This window comes from Bacillus sp. EKM206B (assembly GCF_011066015.1).
GTDB lineage: Bacteria > Bacillota > Bacilli > Bacillales > Bacillaceae > Bacillus > Bacillus velezensis.
The window spans coordinates 200,808-222,236 of record NZ_JAAMNL010000005.1; the positions used below are offsets into that span (position 1 = coordinate 200,808).

The following is a 21,429-nucleotide window of genomic DNA, read 5'->3' on the forward strand; positions in this document are numbered from 1 at the left end:
TTGACTAAAGCGCAGAATATATGGTAACTTTAATTATCTACTACATTAGCAAACTAAAGGATTTTTGGAGGGACTCATCAATGAATGCTGTTGTTGTCGCAGTATTGCTTATGCTCGTCTTAAGCCTGCTGCGTGTCAATATTATTATAGCTTTAATGATCGGCGCGCTTGCCGGCGGACTGACCGGCGGCTTAGGCCTCGGAGAGACGGTGAAAGCTTTTACGGACGGTCTCGGCGGAAATGCCACCGTCGCGGTCAGCTACGCGCTGCTCGGAGCATTTGCCGCGGCGCTGACAAAGACGGGGCTTCCCGATGCAATGGTGGAAGCGTCTGTCAAACTAATCGGAAAAAAGGAAGATTCGCGGAAAAAAGCACTGTCAAAAGTGTTAATCGTACTGATTATTTTAATCATATCCTGTTTCTCGCAAAACGTGGTGCCCGTTCACATTGCGTTTATTCCTGTATTGATTCCGCCGCTTTTAAAAATATTTAACGAACTTGAAATAGACCGCAGACTGATCGCGTGTGTGATGACATTCGGACTGACTGCGCCTTATATCGTTCTGCCTGTCGGATTCGGACAGATTTTCCAGGGGATGCTGAGAGATAATATGGCGTCAGCCGGTTTAAAGGTGCCGCTCAGTGATATCCCGTATGCTTTAATCATTCCGACGGCCGGGATGGTAGTCGGTTTAATTTTAGCCGTCATCGTCTTCCGGAAACCGAAGAAATATGAGACGAAGGAGATTGCCGGACTATCGTCTTCTCCTTATACGAAAAAAAGCATTGCCATCGCCTTGATCTCCATTGCCGTGTCGCTTGCCGTTCAGCTCTATCTGTCACAAGTGCTCGGAGTGGAAGGTATGATCATGGGTGCGCTTGCCGGCTTGTTTACGCTGTTTATCAGCGGAGTCATGAAGCGCAATGAAGCGGATAAGCTGATCACGGACGGCATGATTCTGATGGCTTTTATCGGGTTTGTCATGCTTGTTGCGGCCGGTTTTTCAAATGTATTGAATAAAACGGGTGATGTGGCTTCCTTGGTCAAAGCATCAACAGGCTTTATCGGCCACAGCCAATCATTAGGCGCGCTCCTGATGCTGGTGGTCGGTTTATTAATCACGATGGGAATCGGATCATCATTTGCAACCGTACCCGTCATTACGACCATATTTGTCCCGCTGTGCGCTCAGCTCGGATTCAGTCCGATGGCGACGATTGCCGTAATCGGAGCGGCCGCCGCGGTCGGTGATGCGGGTTCTCCTGCAAGTGACAGTACGCTCGGGCCGACGTCAGGCCTCAGCGCCGACGGACAGCACCACCACATTTGGGATACGTGCGTACCGACATTTATTTTCTATAACATTCCGCTTGTGATATTCGGCTGGATTGCCGCACTTGTCCTGTAAAAAAAGGCTCCCGGAAAGGGGAGCCTTTTTGTATGCTGAGAACATCTTACGCCGGGTTTCTGCTGAACCCCGTCGCTTTATGAATAGACCTGTAAACGGCAGGCGCGATTGATGCCAATAACAGTGCTAAAACGATATCTTTTATAAAAAACCATATCATGTAAAACCAGGCCATTCCGTAGCTGATCGGAGCATGAAGCCATAATTTCAGCGCAATATACGTATAGGTCGTGCCAATGATATAAATGACGGCGGTACCGATCAAAGAGGCCCATGCATAATGCAGGCGGCCGGGTTTTTTTGTTTTTTCCAGCAGCCATCCGGCTGCAAATGCCGCCGGGATATAAGCGAGAATAAATCCGCCGCTCTTTCCGATAAACGGCGCAAAGCCTGCTGAGAATTGAGCGAAAACAGGCGCCCCCGCGAGTCCGGCCAATGCGTATACCGTCATTGCAATGGCTGCCCGTCTGGCGCCGAGAAGCATCGCGGCTAACAGACAAAAGAAAGGCTGCAGCGATAACGGAATTCCCGCAACTTGCAAAAAAGGAGCCATTGATGTAATGTTGGCGCCGACGGCCATCAGTGCGGCAAACATGCCGATAAGCGCCATATCACCCGCGCGAAGGTTGCGTTGTTTCATTTGTTTTTCCCCCTTACACTTGTACCAGATTAGCGTAATCGAAGGGTGATTGATTGTCAACAAAGATTTAATACAGGTTTACTAAATGGAGGGAGCCATATGTTTTTCGGGAAAACGAAACAAACAAAACAGTCGGAACGGATTCCGCCAAACCAAAATGTCACAACGAAGTTTCCCGTGCTTCACGCCGGAAATGTTCCTTATTATGAAGATATGTCAAAATGGAATCTGCAAGTGTACGGGCTTGTTGATCGTCCTATGCTGTTAAGCTTTGAAGATATCAAAGCCTTTCCTGAAGCCGAAGTGAAAAATGATATTCATTGCGTCACGGGCTGGTCCCGTCTTGATAATATCTGGCAGGGAATACGCGCCAAAGACATCGCTGAGAAAGCGGGAGTGCACAAAGAAGCGGGGTTCGTCATTCTGCACGCTGAAGAGGGCTGGACGGCCAACCTGCCGCTTTCTGATTTTACGCGGGAAACATCCCTGCTGGCATATGCGCATAACGGCGAGCCGTTAACGCCAGAGCACGGCTATCCGCTCAGAGGCGTTTTCCCCCATCTTTATTTTTGGAAAAGCGCAAAATGGCTGCGCGGCATTCAGTTCACAAAGGAAAACCACCCCGGCTTTTGGGAGAAAAACGGCTACCATATGAGGGGAGATCCATGGAAGAATGAGCGCTTTACATGGGATTAAGCCCCTATCACTATATAGTTCTTAGGTACCTTATTGAAATAAGGTGCTTTTTTTATATCAAAAATCCATTGACTTTGTTTGGCAAAAAACCTATTATTTGAGGTGTCTTTTGATATTGAAAATCATTATCAATAAGTATAGATAAAGCAATTGCCGCAAAGGGGATGAACACATAATGGACGGAAAACAAATAAAGCGGGGTTTCGCCCCGGCCGGCCGATACGCGGTTCCGGGCACAGAAGTAAGAGAAATGCGCTCAAAAGGAGGCCGTACGTATCGTATCTTTGTCTCTTTTCCTCAGGAAGAACCGCCTGCATCCGGCTTCCCCGTCATATACCTGCTCGATGCGAATTCCGTATTCGGCACAATGGCCGAAGCTTTGCGGGTGCAAAGCCGACGGCCTGAAAAAACAGGCGTTGTTCCGGCGGTGATTGTCGGAATCGGCTACCCGACAGATCAGCCGTTTTCCGCCGAACGTCACAGTGATTTTACGATGCCGCTTTCTGAATCAGAACTGCCGGTGCACCCGCGCGGCGCGGCATGGCCCGAACAGGGAGGGGCGGAAGCGTTTCTGAGTTTTATAGAAGAAGAAGTAAAGCCCGCGATGGAGCGGGATTATCCGATCGACAGAGGCAGGCAGACGATTTTCGGCCATTCGCTGGGCGGTCTTTTTGTGCTGCAAGTGCTTTTGACGAGGCCGGACATGTTTCAGACCTATGTTGCCGGGAGTCCGTCAATTCACTGGAACAAGCGTTTTATTCAGGAAAAAGCGGAACGTTTGTCAGACCGGCTCTCTGCGGAAAATCTTCAAGTCAGCGTATTGCTGGCTGCGGGAGAAATTGAAAAAACACATAAAAGCAGAATCCCGCAGCACGCAGAGGCGCTGTACTCTTTATTATCCGGATTTGAAGATGATGGAGTCCGTGCTGAATACAGCGAGTTTGAAGGAGAGGGCCATATTTCTGTCCTGCCCGTTTTAATCAGCAGGGCCCTGCGTTTCTGCCTGAATCCGGGAGGACCGCATACCCCGTATTCTCCCGCATGAGAAAAAACAGGCCCTTCGAACTAAATGCGGCTGATTCTAATTTTCTAATTGACTGCGTGTTTTGATTTGGATATGATTGTCTTGAATCATAGTTGATAATGATAATCATTATCAATATAGAAGGGGAATGATAATATGGACGCATTGGGAATGAAAGGGAAAACGGCCGTTGTCACCGGCGCCGCTCAAGGCATCGGAGAAGCAACAGCGCTTGCCCTTGCTGAACAAGGCGTAAATGTGGCAGCTATAGATACAAATGAAGACCTGCTTCTCGGGCTTACTGACAGACTTCGGCAAAAAGGCGTGCAGGCGCAGGGGTTTGCCGCAGATGTATCTGACAGTGCGGCTGTCAATGATATCATCGCCGCCGTTGAACGCGACATGGGGCCTATTGAAATATTGGCGAACGTTGCGGGCGTGCTGCGGCCGGGTCCGGTGCAATCCCTCAGTGATGAAGATTGGGATCAAACATTTTCTGTTAATACGACCGGCGTTTTTCATGTGTCGCGGGCTGTAAGCCGGTACATGATTGAGCGTCAAAAAGGCGCCATCGTTACGGTCGGTTCGAATGCAGCCGGCGTTCCGCGTGCTTCCATGGCGGCTTATGCGGCGTCAAAAGCGGCTGCCGTCATGTTTACGAAATGCCTCGGACTGGAGCTTGCGGCCCATCATATCCGCTGCAACATCGTATCTCCAGGTTCAACGGAAACCGACATGCAGCGGGCGCTGTGGCAGGATGAGAACGGAGCCCGGGACGTCATCAGAGGTTCGCTTGATACATATAAAACGGGAATTCCGCTTCAAAAGCTGGCGAAGCCTTCTGATATTGCAAATGCCGTTTTGTTTCTGGCTTCTGAACAGGCAAACCATATTACGATGCATGATTTATGCGTTGATGGCGGCGCTACTTTAGGCGTTTGATGTAACGAGAAGGAGGGACAAACATGACAAATCAACATTTATTGGCGGAAGTGTCTGCAAAAGAGGTGCTGGACGCTTACAAGCCCGGGGCGTTCTTTTTAGCTTCCCCGAAAAGTACGATGCTTGCGGAAGGAATGTTTGCGGAAGTGCCTGATACAGACACGGAAAATCAGCTGGATTCACTGTCTGAACGCGTGAGACAGACGCTTCTTGAGGCAAAGCAAGCCGGCATCAAACATCCGATTGCGGCCGGCGCCATTCCTTTTGACGGCAGAAAAGCTTCCCGGCTTTTTGTACCGAAGAATGTCCATACGGCAGGCCCGCTTTCGTTTGCGGAATCTTCCGCAGAAAAGCCGCAATCCAATACATATGACATCCGTCCTGTTCCGGAGCCTGAGGGCTTTATGAGCGGTGTGGAACAAGGCGTATTCAGCATTACGGACGGTCCGCTCAGCAAAATCGTGCTGTCAAGGACGCTTCATCTGACCGCTGAAAAGGATATCGACATTCCACAGGCCGTCAAGCATTTGGCGCAGCACAACCCGCGCGGCTATACATTCGCTGCGGATGTGACGGGAACGTCAGAAACAAGAAAAACGCTTTTCGGCGCAAGTCCTGAACTGCTGCTGTCCAAAAACGGAACATCGATTCTGTCCAATCCGCTGGCAGGTTCCAGACCTCGCAGCACAGATCCCGCCGAGGATCAGAGAAGAGCGGAAGAACTGCTGCAATCAGCAAAAGATCTGCATGAACATGCCGTAGTCGTGGCCGCCGTGGCCGCCGCCCTTAAACCGTTCTGCCGTGTGCTTGATGTGCCGGAAAAACCGTCACTCATTAAAACTGAGGCGATGTGGCACCTGTCCACCGAGGTAAAGGGAGAGCTGCGTGATCCGTCAACGACATCACTTGAGCTGGCCATCGCCCTGCATCCGACACCCGCGGTATGCGGAACGCCGACGGATGCGGCGAGAGAAGCGATTCAGGATATTGAGCCGTTTGACCGCAATTTCTACACGGGAATGGCGGGCTGGTGTGATGCTGAAGGTGACGGAGAATGGATTATCGCACTCCGCTGCGCCGAAGCGGAAACAAGGTCTCTCCGGCTCTTTGCGGGTGCCGGGATTGTCGCCGGATCAAAGCCGCAGGATGAACTGGACGAGACCTCGGCCAAATTCCGCACCATGCTCCGGGCGATGGGGCTTTACCAAGATGAGTTGTAAAAAAGGAGGGAACGGATCGTGCTGACTGGATTTACGCCATGGCCGGAAGAATGGGCTGACAAATACCGAAAAGACGGCTGCTGGAAGGGTGAGACGTTCGGAGGAATGCTGAAAGAGCGCGCGGCTTTATACGGAAATCAAACTGCCGTGACGTGTAAAGATGTACATTGGACCTACAAAGAATTAGATGAAAGGGCAGATCGTTTAGCGGCGGGACTGCATAAGCTCGGAATTCAAAAGGAAGACCGCGTTGTCGTTCAGCTGCCGAATATCGCTGAGTTTTTTGAAGTGATTTTCGCGCTGTTCCGGCTGGGAGCGCTGCCCGTTTTCGCGCTGCCTTCTCATAGAAGCAGTGAGATTACGTATTTCTGCGAGTTTGCAGAGGCGAAAGCATACATCATTCCTGATATGCATTCAGGTTTTGATTACAGGGCGCTTGCCAGACAGGTGAAAGACAAACTTCCGGATTTGGCGCATGTCATTGTGGCCGGCGAAGCTGAAGAGTTTCAGGAACTGAGCAGCCTGCATAGAGAGCCTGTTCAGCTGGAAGATATAAGCCCGGCGGAAGTCGCCTTTTTACAGCTTTCAGGAGGCAGTACGGGGCTGTCCAAGCTGATTCCGCGAACACACGACGATTACATATACAGTTTGCGCATCAGTGCGGAAATATGCGGCTTGGATCATCACAGCGTTTATTTGGCCGCTCTGCCGACAGCGCATAATTATCCGCTCAGCTCGCCAGGTGTGCTGGGAACTTTATATGCCGGAGGCCGGGTTGTTCTGTCACCGACGCCGAGCCCGGATGACTGCTTCCCGTTAATTGAAAAAGAACGTGTCACGATTACAGCGCTCGTCCCGCCGCTTGCGATGGTGTGGATGGACGCATCAGGTTCGCGAAGTGATGATTTATCAAGCCTTCAAGTGCTGCAGGTGGGAGGCGCCAAATTCAGCGCTGAGGCGGCCCGCCGCGTAAAGAGCGCTTTCGGATGCACCCTTCAGCAGGTTTTCGGAATGGCGGAAGGATTGGTGAATTATACGAGACTGGATGATCCTGAAGAGATCATTGTCAATACGCAAGGCAGACCGATGTCACCTTTTGATGAGGTAAGGGTTTTAGACGATGACGGGCGGGATGTCGCCCCCGGTGAAGGGGGACATTTGTTTACACGCGGCCCTTACACGATTCGCGGATATTATAAAGCGCCTGAACATAATGAAAGATCATTCACAGCCGACGGATTTTATCAGACCGGCGATATCGTCAAACTGACGGCGGACGGCTATATCATCGTCGAAGGGCGTGCGAAAGATCAAATCAATCGGGGCGGTGAAAAAATAGCCGCTGAGGAGGTGGAAAATCACCTTCTTGCGCATCCTGCCGTTCATGATGCGGCCATGGTTTCAATGCCGGATGATTTTCTCGGGGAGCGATCCTGTGTGTTCGTCATCCCGAAAGGAGAAGCGCCGAAACCGGGAGAGCTGAAAGCATTTTTGCGTGAGCGCGGATTGGCGGCATATAAAATCCCCGACCGGATTGAATTTATCGCTTCTTTCCCGAAAACCGGCGTCGGCAAGGTCAGTAAAAAGGATCTTCGCGAAACGATCGCCCAAAAAGTAAAGCCGGCTGAAATCAAACAATCTTAAAAAAAGGAAGTGTTTACATTGGCTATACCGTCTATTCCCGCATATGCGCTGCCGACAGCGTCAGATATGCCTGAAAATAAAGTATCGTGGACGCTGAATCCGAAACGCGCGGTGCTTCTGATCCATGACATGCAGAATTATTTCGTCGATGCTTTTGCGAAAGGTGAAGCTCCGATCACGGAGGCGGCTGAGAATATCAAAAAAATAAAAGAGCAATGCAAAGCACTCGGCATTCCGGTGGTGTATACCGCGCAGCCGGGCAGCCAAGACCCGGCGGACCGTGCGCTGCTGACGGATTTTTGGGGGCCGGGGCTAAAAAGCGGGCCTTATGAAGAAAAGGTCATTCCGGAGCTTGCCCCGGATGATCAGGACATTGTCCTCACAAAGTGGAGATACAGCGCGTTTAAACGGACAAATCTCCTTGAGATCATGCGTGAAAGCGGCAGAGACCAGCTCATGATTACGGGAATTTATGCACACATCGGCTGCCTCGTCACAGCATGTGAAGCATTTATGGATGATATCCAAAGCTTCTTTATCGGAGATGCCGTTGCTGATTTTTCTTCAGAAAAACATAAGATGGCCATCGAATATGCGTCTCAGCGCTGCGCTTACACAGCTTTGACAAACGAAGTGCTGGAGCTGCTGGGCGGCGCGCCGGTCTCTGGAGGAGAAGAGAAGGTTTCCGCCGTATTGACAAAAGACCGGGTGCGGGAACAAATTGCGGCGATTCTTCAAGAATCACCGTCTGATATTCCGGATCATGAAGACCTGCTGGACAGAGGTCTTGACTCCGTCAGAATCATGAGCCTTGTCGAACAATGGCGCCGTGACGGAGCTGAAGTGACGTTTGTGGAACTGGCGGAGAACCCGACGCTGGAAGAGTGGTGGAGACTTCTTTCTTCCCGATCTCAAAAAGTCTTGCCGAACGCAGATTATTTATAAAGGGAGAGAATAGAATGCATGATACACAACAGCTGCCTCTGACAGGCGCACAGGCCGGTATCTGGTTTGCGCAGCAGCTTGATCCTGATAATCCGATTTACAATACAGGCGAGTACGTTGAGATAAACGGCGCGATCGATGTGAACATATTTAAAACCGCTCTAGAACGCGTGCTGACGGAAGCCGCGTCATTACACGCCCGCTTCGAAGAGGGAGCAGACGGGCCGAAGCAGATCATCAATCCTCCATTTGAGGCTGCGATCGATGTCATAGATGTGAGTTCAGAAGCTGATCCGAAGCAGGCCGCACTCAGACTCATGCAGACAGATTTGGCTGAGCCCGTTGATATGGCGGCCGGGCCTTTGTTCCGCGACATTTTATTTCAGGCGGGACCGGAACGCTTTTTCTGGTATCAGCGCATTCACCACATAGCGATAGACGGCTACGGTTTTTCACTGCTGGCACGGCGTACGGCGCAAATGTACACCGCAATACGGGAAGGACGTCCGGATAACGGGCGCTCCTTCGGTTCTTTGGAGGATCTGGTAAAAGAAGATCAAGAGTACCGCGCGTCTGATCAATTCCTGAAAGATCGGGAATTTTGGATGGAGAAATTTGCGGATGAACCTGATGTCGTCAGTTTGGCAGAAAGAGCGCCGCGAACGTCAACACGTTTTCGGAGAAGCACGGCTTATCTTTCTGAAACGGCTTTACAGCATGTAAAAGCGATTCCGAACTGGCATGAAGCCGTCACGGCCGCAGCGGCGGTATATGTCCATCGGATGACAAACGCAGGGGATATCGTGCTCGGTTTACCGATGATGGGGCGGATCGGCTCAATTTCACTGAATATTCCGAGTATGGTCATGAATCTGCTGCCTTTGCGGCTTTCTCTCCGCCCGGATATGAATTTTCATGAGGCCGTCAGCCAAGTGGCAAAAGAAATCCGAAACATCCGGCGCCATCAGAAATACCGCCATGAAGACATGCGCCGCGACCTTAAATTGCTCGGAGAAAATCGCAGGCTGTTCGGCCCGCAAGTCAATGTGATGCCGTTTGACTACGCGCTTGATTTCGCCGGAGCGCGGGGGACCGTTCATAATTTATCAGCAGGGCCCGTTGATGATTTGTCAATTAACGTTTACGACAGAGCGGACGGAAGCGGAATGCGTGTGGACTTTGATGCGAATCCGGAAGTGTACAGCGCCGAAGATATTGAAAACCATCAAAAACGATTCCTGCTTCTGTTGGAATCCGCTGTGAAAGACCAGACACAAAAAATCGGCACACTCAACCTTCTGCTTGAAAGTGAACGTCTCCGCGTACTGGAAAGCTGGAATGACACGCGCAAGGCCGAGAAGCAGAAAAGTCTGCCGGAGCTGTTTTCCGAACAGGCCGTAAAAACACCGGACCGGCCGGCAATCATCACCGAAAACGAAGAGCTCAGCTATGCCGAATTGAACAAGCGCGCGAACCAGCTTGCCGGCATGCTAAAGGAAAAGGGGCTCGGACCGGAACAATTTGCCGCTTTGCTGCTTCCGCGGTCACAGGAGTTGGCCGTGAGCATGCTGGCCGTTTTGAAAACGGGAGCCGCATACCTGCCGCTTGATCCTGATTTTCCTTCTGAGCGGATCACATTCATGCTCAAAGATGCACAGCCTGCATGCCTGATTACAACGATGGAATTATCCGGCCGCATGCCGGAAGACAGTGATGCAAAAAGGATCATTCTCGATGACCCGGATACGGTAAAAACCGTTGTCGCTCAAAATGCTGACTGTCCCGCTCAGGCGGAATGTTCGCCTTTGCACCCCGCTTATATCATTTATACATCGGGCTCAACGGGCAAACCGAAAGGCGTAGTCGTCACATTAAAAAGCGTAAGCAATTTCCTCTTATCCATGCGGGAAATGTTCCCGCTCGGCGAACAAGACCGCCTGCTTGCCGTTACGACTGCGGCGTTTGATATTTCCGGACTTGAGCTCTTCCTTCCGCTCATCAGCGGGGCGGGGTGCGTCATCGCACGTAAAGAGACGATTCAGGAACCGCGGGCGCTTGCGCACATGATTCACTCATACGGTATTTCAATCATGCAGGCAACGCCGACATTGTGGCATTCATTAGTCACCAATGAACCGGATTCTCTCCGGGCGCTGCAGGTGCTTGTCGGAGGTGAGGCGCTTCCGAACGCGCTTATGCATGCTCTGCTTGAATCAGGCTGTACGGTGACGAATCTGTACGGGCCGACTGAAACAACAATCTGGTCGGCCGCACAGCCGCTTGCAAAAGACCATACAGGGGCGCCTCCGATCGGAAAGCCGATTTGGAACACGCGGGTATATGTGCTGGACGCCGCATTGCAGCCCGTCCCGCCGGGAATCGCGGGCGAGCTTTATATAGCGGGCGAGGGGCTTGCCAGAGGTTATTATAACCGTCCTGATTTAACAGCTGAAAGATTCATTGCCGATCCGTACGGGTCCGCGGGCGCGAGGATGTACCGGACGGGAGATCTCGTGCGCTGGCGTGAGGACGGCTCGCTTGATTATATCAGCAGAGCCGATCACCAAATTAAAATCCGCGGGTTCCGGATAGAATTAGGAGAAATTGAGTCAGTGCTGTCGAAATATCCGGGTATTTCGCAGGCCGCCGTCATTGTCCGTGAAGACCAGCCCGGAGATAAGCGGCTGGCGGCTTACGCTGTCGCGGATCAGCCCCTTGATATCGGCAGACTTCGTGAATATATGGGCGAAAGCCTGCCGGATTATATGGTGCCGGGCGCGTTTGTACAGCTGGAAGAATTGCCGCTGACACCGAATAAGAAGCTCGATCGCAGCGCTCTGCCTGCACCTGATTTTTCCGCTGTCCTGTCTGACAGAGGGCCGCGGACGCCGCAGGAAGAAATATTATGCGATCTGTTTGCCGAGGTTCTCGGTCTCGCGCGGGTCGGAATTGATGACGGATTCTTTGAATTGGGCGGACATTCACTCTTAGCCGGACGCCTGATGAGCCGGGTCCGGGAGACGATGGGCGCAGAGCTTGGCATCGGCCGTCTGTTTGATACGCCGACCGTTGCCGGGCTCGCCGCACAGCTTGACACCGCCAAGAGTGCGCGGCCTAAGCTCAAGCCGTTTGACCGGCCGGAGCATATCCCGCTGTCATTTGCGCAGCTGCGTCTATGGTTTCTCTACTGTCTTGAAGGGCCAAGCCCGACTTACAACATTCCGGTGATTGTCCGCATGTCAGGCAAGCTTGACCAATCAGCGCTGAAACACGCCTTTTACGATGTTGTCAGCCGTCATGAAAGCCTGCGCACCGTTTTTCCGGAAAATAAGGGATCATCTCATCAGCTCATTTTATCTGCTGAAGAAGCCCGCCCTGTGTTTACAGTGACACGTGCAGACAAAAACGAGCTCCAAGACATGCTTGCCGCTGCGGCACGATATCGGTTTGATCTCGCTAAAGAGCCGGCCGTCCGGGCCGAGCTGTTTGATCTTGGTGACGGCGAGTATACGCTGATGATTCTCCTGCATCACATCGCAGGTGACGGCTGGTCCTTGAATCCGCTCATGCGTGACTTATCCATAGCCTATATCGCCCGGCAAACAGGTGAAAAAGCAGAATGGGCGCCGCTGGCGGTCCAATATGCGGATTATGCGCTTTGGCAGCAGCAGCTTTTAGGCAGCGCGTCTGATTCTGAGAGCTTAATTGCGCGCCAGCTTGATTTCTGGAAGAAAACGCTTGAAAATGTACCGGATCAGCTGGAGCTGCCGTCTGATTTTCCGCGTCCCGCTGAATCAAGCTACAGGGGCGGCGTCATTCCGGTCAACATCGGCCAAGAGCTTCATGCCCGTCTTCTCTCACTTGCCAGAAATCAGCGCGTAAGCCTGTTTATGGTGCTTCAATCAGGGCTTTCCGCGTTACTGACCCGGCTCGGTGCAGGGACCGATATTCCGATCGGCAGTCCGATAGCCGGCCGCAGTGATGACGCATTGGGAGACCTTGTGGGTATGTTCATTAATACACTCGTACTGAGAACCGATACCTCTGGCGATCCGAGCTTTTGTGAGCTCCTTGAAAGGGTCAGAGAAATGAATCTCGCAGCATATGAACATCAGGACGTGCCGTTTGAACGTCTCGTGGAAGAATTGAATCCGGTTCGTTCCCGGTCAAGACATCCGCTGTTCCAAGTGATGCTCGCATTCCAAAATACGCCTGACCCTGTACTCAGTCTTCCTGATATGGAAACAAGCCTGCAAATCAGCAGTGTCGGATCGTCCAAATTTGATTTGACGCTGGAATTGGCTGAACAGCGCCATGACGACGGCACGCCTGCCGGTATTGAAGGCCTGCTGGAGTTCAGTACGGACTTATTTAGAAAAGAAACGGCTGAAGCACTTGCCGGGCGCCTGCTTCTTCTGCTCGAAGATGCCGCATCACATCCGGAAAAACCGATCGGAAGCTTAACCATTCTTTCTGATGAAGAGCGCCGGAAGCTTTTGCCGGTTAAACGGGCAAAACAGCATATTCAGCCTCGGCAGACACTGCCTGAACTGTTTGAAATACAGGCCGCCGCAAAATCGGATGAAACGGCGGCAGTTTTTGAAGAGAGCGGACTCACTTATAAAGAGCTGAATGAAAGAGCCAATCAGCTTGCGCACATGATGATTGCCCGCGGCGTCGGCCCGGAGCAGTTTGTCGCACTGGCGCTGCCGCGTTCTTTAGATATGGTTGTCGGGCTGTTAGCCGTCCTGAAGACGGGGGCAGCGTATCTGCCGCTTGATCCTGATTATCCCGCGGACCGCATTGCTTTTATGTTACATGATGCCAAGCCTGTATTTATGCTCACCAACCGTGAAGGCGCAAGTAAGCTCTCTATCGAAAGCGGCATGCCGGCCTTCATCTTGGATGACCCGCAGAATAAAGAAACACTTGAGCGATATGCCGTTACGAACCCTGCGGACGCTGACCGGATTCGGCCGCTGTCACCGCTTCACCCGGCCTACGTCATTTACACGTCGGGATCAACAGGTGTGCCGAAAGGTGTCATCATTCCGCACAGCAATGTTATCAGGCTGTTTGAGTCGACGCGGCATTGGTATCACTTTCATTCTGATGATGTATGGACGATGTTTCACTCCTACGCTTTCGATTTCTCTGTCTGGGAAATGTGGGGGCCGTTGCTTCACGGCGGACGTCTCGTCGTCGTGCCGCATGACATCAGCAGATCGCCGGAAGCGTTTTTACATCTCCTCGTGAAAGAGCGGGTAACCGTGCTTAACCAAACGCCGTCAGCGTTTTACCAGCTGATGCATGCGGAAAAAGAACACAAAGAGCTGGGGCGTCAGCTCGCACTCAGATATATCATCTTCGGCGGCGAGGCGCTTGAGCTGAGCCGGCTTGAGGATTGGTACAGCCGCCACGCAGACAATCAGCCGGTGCTCGTGAATATGTACGGCATTACGGAAACGACGGTGCACGTCAGTTACCTTGAATTAGACAAAAACATTGCCGAACTGAGAGCAAACAGCCTCATCGGCTGCGGCATTCCTGATCTGAACGTATATGTGCTTGATGACCGGCTGGAGCCTGTGCCCCCGGGCATCACGGGCGAAATGTATGTGGCCGGAGGAGGCGTGGCACGCGGCTACTTAGGGCGGCAAAGCCTGACCGCCGAACGCTTTGTGGCTGATCCGTACGGCCCGCCGGGAACGAGGATGTACCGGACGGGGGATTTAGCCCGTCTGCGGACGGACGGTTCTCTTGATTATATGGGCAGGGCGGACCACCAGATTAAAATCCGCGGATTCCGGATTGAATTGGGAGAAATCGAAGCGGTTCTCGTCAAACATCCGGATGTCGAGGATGCCGCCGTAGTCGTCCGTGAAGACCGGCCGGGAGATAAACGGCTGGCCGCCTACCTTGTCCGAGCTGCCGGCAGCACCTTGGACACGGGGGACATGCGCCGGTTTGCCGAAGAAAGCCTGCCGGATTACATGGTTCCGTCAGCTTTTGTCCAAATGGATGAATTGCCGCTGACACCGAATGGAAAGCTTGACCGAAAAGCGCTCCCTGCGCCTGACTTCCAAACGGAGGTCACCGGCCGGGGACCGAGAACGCCGCAGGAAGAAATGCTGTGTGAGCTGTTCGCAGAGGTGCTTCACCTGCCGCGTATCGGTATTGATGACAGATTTTTTGATTTAGGCGGCCATTCTTTGCTTGCGGTTCATTTAATGAGCCGTATTCGGGAAGCGATGGGAGCCGAGCTGAGTATCGGAACATTATTTGAAGCTCCTACGGTGGCAAGCCTTGCTGAAAGACTTGAGTCAGGAACGGGCGCAAGCGCGCTTGATGTTCTTCTTCCGCTCAGAACGGCAGGAGAAGAAACACCGTTGTTCTGTGTCCATCCGGCCGGCGGTCTCAGCTGGTGTTATGCCGGGCTGATGTCTTCTTTAGAGGCTGATTATCCGATATACGGCTTACAGGCGAGAGGCATCGGAAAAAAAGAATCGCTTCCGCAAAGCCTAGATGACATGGCGGCGGATTATATTGAAAAAATCCGTACCGTGCAGCCGAAAGGGCCGTACCGTCTGCTCGGCTGGTCTCTAGGAGGGAATGTCATTCAGGCCATGGCGACACAATTACAGAGCCGGGGTGAAGAGGTTTCGCTTTTGGTGATGCTTGACGCGTATCCGAATCATTTTCTGCCGATAAAAAATGCGCCTGATGACGAGGAAGCCGTCATCGCGCTGCTTGCCCTGGGAGGGTACGACCCGGACAGCCTCGGGGATCAGCCGCTTGATTTTGACACCGCGCTGACCATTCTCCGCCGTGAGGGAAGCGCATTAGCCAGCCTGGACGAGTCAGTGATGATGAATCTGAAAGACACGTACATTAATTCTGTCGGGCTGTTAGGAACATACAAGCCGAAGCCGTTCCACGGAGATGTGCTGTTCTTCAGATCAACGATTATTCCGGAGTGGTTTGACCCGATTGAGCCGGATACTTGGAAACCGTATATTACGGGGAAAATTGAGCGGTATGACTTAGACTGCCGCCATAAAGATATGTGCCAGCCGGGCCCGCTTGCCGACATCGGCGCGATTCTGGCAGAGAAATTAAACGGACGGCGTACAGTCCGGTAAAGAAAGGAAAGAGATGATATGACAAATCCATTTGAACGGGAAGACGGCTCATACCATGTGCTCGTCAATGCTGAAGGCCAGTACTCACTGTGGCCGGCCTATCTGGATGTGCCGGGCGGCTGGGAAATACGCCTCACGAATGAAACCCGCCCAGTTTGTCTCGAATATATTGAAACAAACTGGCGTGATATGAGGCCGGAAAGCCTGAAACAGGCCGAAGCCGCTAAAATGTAATAAGAAAAGCCTGCCGTTATTTCGGCAGGCTTTTTATGCGGACATCAGCCGTTAAGCTGTGTATGATCACAAAATGTATAAGGGTGGCCTTCTTCATTCGTGCACCATGACTGAGACAGAAAAGCCAAAAAGACCGCGGCCCACTGGTCTGCAAACTGGATTAAAATACCGCCGTCGTGCCACGTTCCGTTATCCTTCTTCCAGCGTGTATCAATTGGGTTTCCCTGATTCATATGAATATTATGCATGCCGTTTGTCGGCTTGAACCCGAAAATCTTATCAGCGCCCGGCTCCGGCCCAAATTTAGAGCCGTAAATATAGACGGTGGCTTTTTCTGATTTGGCTTTTTGCATGTACGTCTCAATAAAGTCATTTAAGTCATTGTCCGGACCGGTGACTTCATGCGGGAGGGGCACCATGTTCCGGGGATCAAACAATCCGCCGCGGACATAATCCAGCGCCAGCTCACGGCTGGTTTCATCAATTGGGGTATATCCATACGGAATGTTGGGCAGCAGGGTGATCGCGCTTGCGTCAAAATGATCGCATGCCGCATACAGAACCTCTGATTCTTTTGAACTTGACATGACATTGATCGCACAGCGATAGCGCGTATCAGGCTCGCCTAGCACCTCGACTTGAAAATGCGGAGAATCATCATCTGTTTCCCTTTTCATATCTGACACAGTGCCTTTTAATACACCATAGTGCTGAACAGCCATATGAATCCTCCTTTTTCTTTCGGGATATGAATTGATATTCGAGACAGGGGGCCGTTTTTCCTTTTATGAGAAAGAAAAAAAGGACAGCCCGCTGATCAGGCTGTCCTCTTCATATCTATTAAGCTTTTGCAGCCGAACCTTGCATTGCTTTTTCAGCAGGCACGTAGTCATAGCCTAAGTCTTTGGCTACCGCTTCATACGTGACATGTCCGTTAGCCGTATTTAAGCCCGCTTTAAGCGCAGGGCTGTCTGCAATGGCTTGTGCCGCGCCTTTATTGGCGATTTGAAGCGCGTAAGGAACGGTCACATTCGTTAATGCGAGCGTAGACGTACGCGGTACGGCGCCCGGCATATTGGCGACAGCGTAGTGAACGACGCCGTGTTTTTCGTAAGTCGGATTATCGTGGGTTGTAATATGATCAACGGTTTCCACAATGCCGCCCTGATCGATGGCAACATCAACAATGACGGAACCCGGTTTCATTTGTTTAACCATTTCTTCCGTAACGAGAGTCGGCGCTTTGGCTCCCGGGATGAGCACGGCGCAGATCAGAAGATCCGCTTCCGCGACGGAATCTGCAATATTTACAGGGTTTGACATCAATGTTTTAATCTGATGCCCGAAAATATCATCAAGCTGACGCAGTCGGTCTGCGTTCAAATCGATCATTGTCACATCGGCACCGAGTCCGACAGCCATTTTCGCGGCATTTGTTCCGACGCCGCCCCCTCCGATGATCGTGACTTTTCCGCGGGATACACCCGGTACGCCGGCTAATAAAATTCCTTTTCCGCCCTTTGGTTTTTCAAGAAACTGAGCCCCGATTTGCGCGGCCATTCTGCCGGCCACTTCGGACATCGGCGTAAGCAGCGGAAGGGAACGTCCGTCCGTTACCGTTTCGTACGCGATAGCTGTCACGCCTTTTTCTGTAAGCGCTTTAGCTAATTCCGGCTCTGCAGCTAAATGAAGGTAAGTGAATAAGACCAGACCTTGACGGAAATACGCATACTCTTCAGCCAGCGGTTCTTTTACCTTCATGACCATTTCCGCATCCCATACTTGCGTTCTGTCCTCCAGAATTTCCGCCCCTGCTGATACATAATCTTCATTTGTAAAGCCGCTTCCGAGTCCCGCTCCGGATTCCACAAGAACCCGATGGCCGTTTCCGATAAGCTGTGAAACGCCTCCAGGTGTTAATGCCACTCGATTTTCATTGTTTTTGATTTCCTTTGGAACCCCGATAATCATGTCTGTTTCCCCCAATGTTTGTGTGATGCTTCAAGTGTAGCGCGATTTTTGCGAAAATTCTTTGTTTGAAACAGAAAATAAAAAAACACGGATTTGTGAAATTTCACGAACCCATGCTGCGAAGTTTGATATCAAGGTAAATCGTAAACTTTTCATTCACATTTTTTAAGTCGATTTCTGCGATCTGGCTGATTCTTTTCAGCCTGTAATTCAATGTATTGACATGGATGTTAAGCGCTTTAGCGGCGGTGTTGACGTTGCTGTCGGCATCAATAAAATGTTCGAGCGTTTTTACCATATCGGCTTGGTGCTCCCTGTCATACTGCTCAAGCTTTGACAGGGAATAGTTCATATAGCCGCTGTGCTTGCGTTTTTCATCCAACACATCCAGGTACTGATAAATGCCGAGTTCCGAAAAGCTGAAAAGGTGTTTGGTTTCTCTCACAAACCGCTCTTTCGCTTTTAATACGGAAAGCGCTTCCTGATAGGAGCGGTAAACATAAGAAATCGATTCGTAAATACCGCCGACCGCAATCGACGCATCCTCAATTTTATATCGTTCCTTCAGCTGTTTTTGAATATGAAGGGCGAAGTGCTTTACATCTTTAAAAGGCTGATCGGTTTTCGGCGCGGCTAATAAGATTAATTCATTTGAATCAACAGTCGCCAGCATGACATGAATCTGCTGTGTCGTTTCCTGCAAATATTGCAGCTGCTGTTCCGTCTTTTCAGTCAGCTCATCATGTAAACGGATGATCATGACGCTGAACACGGACGGCAGCGCCATCCCGAGCTTATGAAACCCTTCGGCCATTTCGGCTTCCTGATAAATATGGCCGGTCAGCATTTTCCAAAAAAACTCCTGGCCCCGCTCTTCGATTTTCGTTTTGCGGATCTGCAGGTGCAAAAGCTTGTTCCGCACCGCTTTGGCTGCCAGCTGAAGTGTCTTCAGATCTTCGTCATTGAGCTTTTTTTTGATCTCAAGCGCCCAAATAAATCCGAGAACCTGACTGTTTTTCCAGATGGAAATCGCCACGCGGTTGCTCAGGCCCACCTCGTCAATTTCTTTCACTTTGATCGGCTGGTCCGTTTTTAAAAGGGCCGGAATGGTTCCGTCTTTCCAGAGTTTGTTGATGACTTTTTCCGGCACCCTCCGCCCGATAATCGTCGACGTCCGGGCCGGATCTGTACAATCGCTGTGCGTGCTGTATGCAAGCAGTTTATGATTAACGTCTTCTATTGTAATGGGGCATTGAAGAACTTCACTGATATGGTCGGCAACATCTTCAAGCCTGTCGAAACTGTACTTAAATGGATCCTTTGGATTGGTCATCTGTATCCCTACTTTTTCATAGCTTCATATCTTGATCTTACCATCTTGCTTTTCAGACTGAAAGGCATCTTTGCAGGGAAACAGACTAGGACAATAAGATCATTCGATGAAAACGAAAATAATAAGAAAATCATACTATTATATTTACAAAATGTGTAAATGTAACGAAAAATCCAATATATCATAAGACTCATTTTGTAAAATTAAAACAGATTTGTTTGACTGTGCCGAATGGTTGTTTTTATAATAATGACGTTCAAAAAATAAGTGAATTAGCCCATATTTAGGCTGATGACACAGGAGGGTATAAGGAATATGTCTGGATTAATTCGTGTCACACCCGAAGAGCTAAGAGCGATGGCTAAGCAATATGGCGTTGAAAGTCAGGAAGTCATGAATCAGGTTGACCGCCTGAACCGCATGATTTCTGATTTGAAAGGCATGTGGGAAGGTGCTTCAAGTGAAGCATTTGCAGATCAATATGAGCAGCTGAAACCTTCATTTATTAAAATGTCTGAATTGCTTCAAGATGTGAATCATCAGCTCGATCAAACGGCAAATACGCTTGAGTCTACTGACCAAGATATCGCTAACCAAATTCGCGGATAATAAGATGAATGAAGAAACGGAGCGCCTGATTCAATCAAGAAGACGGCGCTCTTTCTATGTAAGGGTGATATGAATATGTATATCGATATTACAATAGATTTAACACATTATAACGGCAGCGTCTTCGATCTCAGATTGTCAGATTACCATTCTGTGAAAAAAGTCATTGATATTGCCCGGCAGGCTCAGCATGTATCCGTTCCGCCGCGTGAAGGCTATTGGATCAGAGTGGTCAATAAAGAAACGGTTTTTTCCGGAGAACAAAAGCTATCTGACTGCGGCATTACGAACGGAGACCGCCTTGAAATTTTATGAAAGGACATGGTGGAATGACAGGTCATAACAGATCTTATTTAGAAACAGAATTAGACGCCGTCCGGGAAGAAACCGAATCAGGCTTCACGTTCACCTTCCAGCGGGAAAAAATCAAGCTTCTTGACGGGCTGGAAGCAAACGTGATTAAAGATGCTGATCCTTTTTTTCAAAAAGAGGTCTCAGTTTCAGAAGACGAAGTAACCATCACAATCAAACCTCCTTCTTCTTATCAGGCTTTCCGCTATATAAAAGGAAAAGATAAAAAAAGCAGGTGGCAATTTGCCTACCGTCTTGTCCAAGCCGTAAAACAGCATAAGCTGAAACGTCTCAATCTGATTGCCGCCCCTGAAAATATCGTGTTTGATAAAGCGCTGACGCCTTACTTTCTTCATTACGGCGTAAAGGAGAGCCTTCCGCCTTATGAGGAAGATAGAGAAAGGGTGTTAAAAGAGCTCAAAGCCTGTGCGGCGCTTGCAGCTGACGGGGCGTACACCTTCGATGAATATTTGAAGTACAAGGAGACGCTTCACTTCTCTCCTGAGGTGAAAAGCGTGCTAGAGGCGGAGACGATTGAAGAACTGGAAGAAACCATTCAAACCGCAATTGATTCCCTCGAAGAAAGGGACAAGACATACATAAAACTGCCGAAAAAGAAATGGAAAATCCAAAGATACGCCGGGCTGGCGCTTGCCGTCCTCCTTGTGCCGACACTTCTTTACTCCTTATACGTTCTGTTTTTCGCCCAGCCAAAGCAAGAGGCAATTACAGAAAGCAACCGCTATTTTTTAAATCAGCAGTACAGCAAAGTCATTGACACACTCGCCAAATACGATGCGGAAAGCCTCCCGGAATCTGTGCAGTACGAGCTTGCTTCCTCTTATGTGGCAGTTGAAAATCTGAGGGAAGAGCAGCGGAAAAACATCGGGAATCTGGTCACGCTGCAATCAGACCCGAAGCATTTCCTTTATTGGATTGATATCGGCAGAGGGGAGAATGAAGAAGCCATCAAAATCGGCCGCAATCTTGAGTACAACCCGTACATCTGGCTCGGACTTACAAAATATAAACAGCAATTATTAGCGGATGACAGTATGAAAGACGACGAAAAGCAGAAAGAACTGGACGCCGTGGAAAGCGAGCTTGCGAAGGCGAAAAAAGAGGCGGAGGAGCAGCATAAAGAAGCGGAGGAAAACGGTGACACCGCCGAAGCTTCCGCCGGACAGGATGAAAGCAAACAAGACAAAGCGAAAGATAACAAAGAGAACGACAAGAAAGATGAGAAAAAAGATGAAAAAAAATAACAGC

16 protein-coding genes are annotated in these 21,429 nt (G+C 50.5%); 12 read left to right on the plus strand and 4 right to left on the minus strand.

The features are described from left to right. The first annotated feature begins 80 nt into the window (after window positions 1-80). Window positions 81-1,409 (plus strand): Na+/H+ antiporter NhaC family protein, encoded by a 1,329-nt coding sequence (locus tag G9F50_RS11770; RefSeq protein ID WP_025285203.1) that lies wholly within the window; start codon window positions 81-83, stop codon window positions 1,407-1,409. A gap of 46 nt (window positions 1,410-1,455) precedes the next feature. On the opposite strand, the gene G9F50_RS11775 is transcribed toward G9F50_RS11770, so the two are convergent. Beyond that, complete coding sequence (locus G9F50_RS11775) at window positions 1,456-2,049, minus strand: biotin transporter BioY (RefSeq protein ID WP_007408702.1); 594 nt, start codon at window positions 2,047-2,049, stop codon at window positions 1,456-1,458. A gap of 99 nt (window positions 2,050-2,148) precedes the next feature. On the opposite strand from G9F50_RS11775, the gene G9F50_RS11780 reads away from it, so the two are divergent. The 8 genes from G9F50_RS11780 (at window position 2,149) to G9F50_RS11815 (ending at window position 15,896) form a co-directional block, all read left to right on the plus strand. Further along, the gene (locus G9F50_RS11780; RefSeq protein WP_012118333.1) at window positions 2,149-2,745 is read left to right on the plus strand and encodes a sulfite oxidase-like oxidoreductase; all 597 of its coding nucleotides are present in this window, start codon (window positions 2,149-2,151) and stop codon (window positions 2,743-2,745) included. Between the two features lie 175 nt (window positions 2,746-2,920). Further along, window positions 2,921-3,790, plus strand: a complete 870-nt coding sequence (locus G9F50_RS11785) for an alpha/beta hydrolase (protein WP_012118332.1) — start codon at window positions 2,921-2,923, stop codon at window positions 3,788-3,790. Window positions 3,791-3,925: 135 nt separating this feature from the next. Continuing rightward, window positions 3,926-4,711, plus strand: a complete 786-nt coding sequence (locus G9F50_RS11790; protein WP_043020747.1) for a 2,3-dihydro-2,3-dihydroxybenzoate dehydrogenase — start codon at window positions 3,926-3,928, stop codon at window positions 4,709-4,711. Between the two features lie 23 nt (window positions 4,712-4,734). Continuing rightward, on the plus strand, window positions 4,735-5,931 hold the full coding sequence (gene dhbC, locus G9F50_RS11795) for an isochorismate synthase DhbC (RefSeq protein WP_060561890.1): 1,197 nt from the start codon (window positions 4,735-4,737) through the stop codon (window positions 5,929-5,931). 18 nt (window positions 5,932-5,949) lie between these two features. After that, entirely contained in the window at window positions 5,950-7,575 is a 1,626-nt protein-coding gene (locus tag G9F50_RS11800; RefSeq protein WP_060561889.1) for a (2,3-dihydroxybenzoyl)adenylate synthase, read from the plus strand. Between the two features lie 18 nt (window positions 7,576-7,593). Then, on the plus strand, window positions 7,594-8,520 hold the full coding sequence (locus tag G9F50_RS11805; RefSeq protein ID WP_060561888.1) for an isochorismatase: 927 nt from the start codon (window positions 7,594-7,596) through the stop codon (window positions 8,518-8,520). 14 nt (window positions 8,521-8,534) lie between these two features. Further along, window positions 8,535-15,662, plus strand: coding sequence for an amino acid adenylation domain-containing protein (locus G9F50_RS11810; RefSeq protein ID WP_060561887.1), 7,128 nt, complete (start codon window positions 8,535-8,537; stop codon window positions 15,660-15,662). Between the two features lie 18 nt (window positions 15,663-15,680). Beyond that, window positions 15,681-15,896, plus strand: coding sequence for an MbtH family protein (locus G9F50_RS11815; RefSeq protein WP_025285196.1), 216 nt, complete (start codon window positions 15,681-15,683; stop codon window positions 15,894-15,896). Window positions 15,897-15,940: 44 nt separating this feature from the next. Here G9F50_RS11815 and G9F50_RS11820 read toward each other — a convergent pair whose 3' ends face one another. From G9F50_RS11820 to G9F50_RS11830, 3 genes are all read right to left on the minus strand, one after another. Further along, window positions 15,941-16,618: a YukJ family protein gene (locus G9F50_RS11820; protein ID WP_060561886.1), complete on the minus strand. Its 678-nt coding sequence runs from the start codon at window positions 16,616-16,618 to the stop codon at window positions 15,941-15,943. Between the two features lie 118 nt (window positions 16,619-16,736). Next, a complete protein-coding gene (gene ald / locus G9F50_RS11825) occupies window positions 16,737-17,867 on the minus strand; it encodes an alanine dehydrogenase (RefSeq protein ID WP_060561885.1) in 1,131 nt (376 codons plus the stop codon). Between the two features lie 103 nt (window positions 17,868-17,970). Further along, window positions 17,971-19,200, minus strand: coding sequence for a sporulation transcriptional activator AdeR (locus tag G9F50_RS11830; protein ID WP_007408691.1), 1,230 nt, complete (start codon window positions 19,198-19,200; stop codon window positions 17,971-17,973). 315 nt (window positions 19,201-19,515) lie between these two features. Here G9F50_RS11830 and G9F50_RS11835 point away from each other — a divergent pair, with 315 nt between their 5' ends. The 3 genes from G9F50_RS11835 (at window position 19,516) to essB (ending at window position 21,425) form a co-directional block, all read left to right on the plus strand. Then, the gene (locus G9F50_RS11835; RefSeq protein ID WP_003152013.1) at window positions 19,516-19,809 is read left to right on the plus strand and encodes a WXG100 family type VII secretion target; all 294 of its coding nucleotides are present in this window, start codon (window positions 19,516-19,518) and stop codon (window positions 19,807-19,809) included. Between the two features lie 75 nt (window positions 19,810-19,884). Then, entirely contained in the window at window positions 19,885-20,124 is a 240-nt protein-coding gene (yukD, locus tag G9F50_RS11840; RefSeq protein ID WP_003152015.1) for an ESX secretion system protein YukD, read from the plus strand. Between the two features lie 14 nt (window positions 20,125-20,138). Beyond that, window positions 20,139-21,425: a type VII secretion protein EssB gene (gene essB, locus G9F50_RS11845; protein ID WP_039063744.1), complete on the plus strand. Its 1,287-nt coding sequence runs from the start codon at window positions 20,139-20,141 to the stop codon at window positions 21,423-21,425. Window positions 21,426-21,429: the final 4 nt, after the last annotated feature.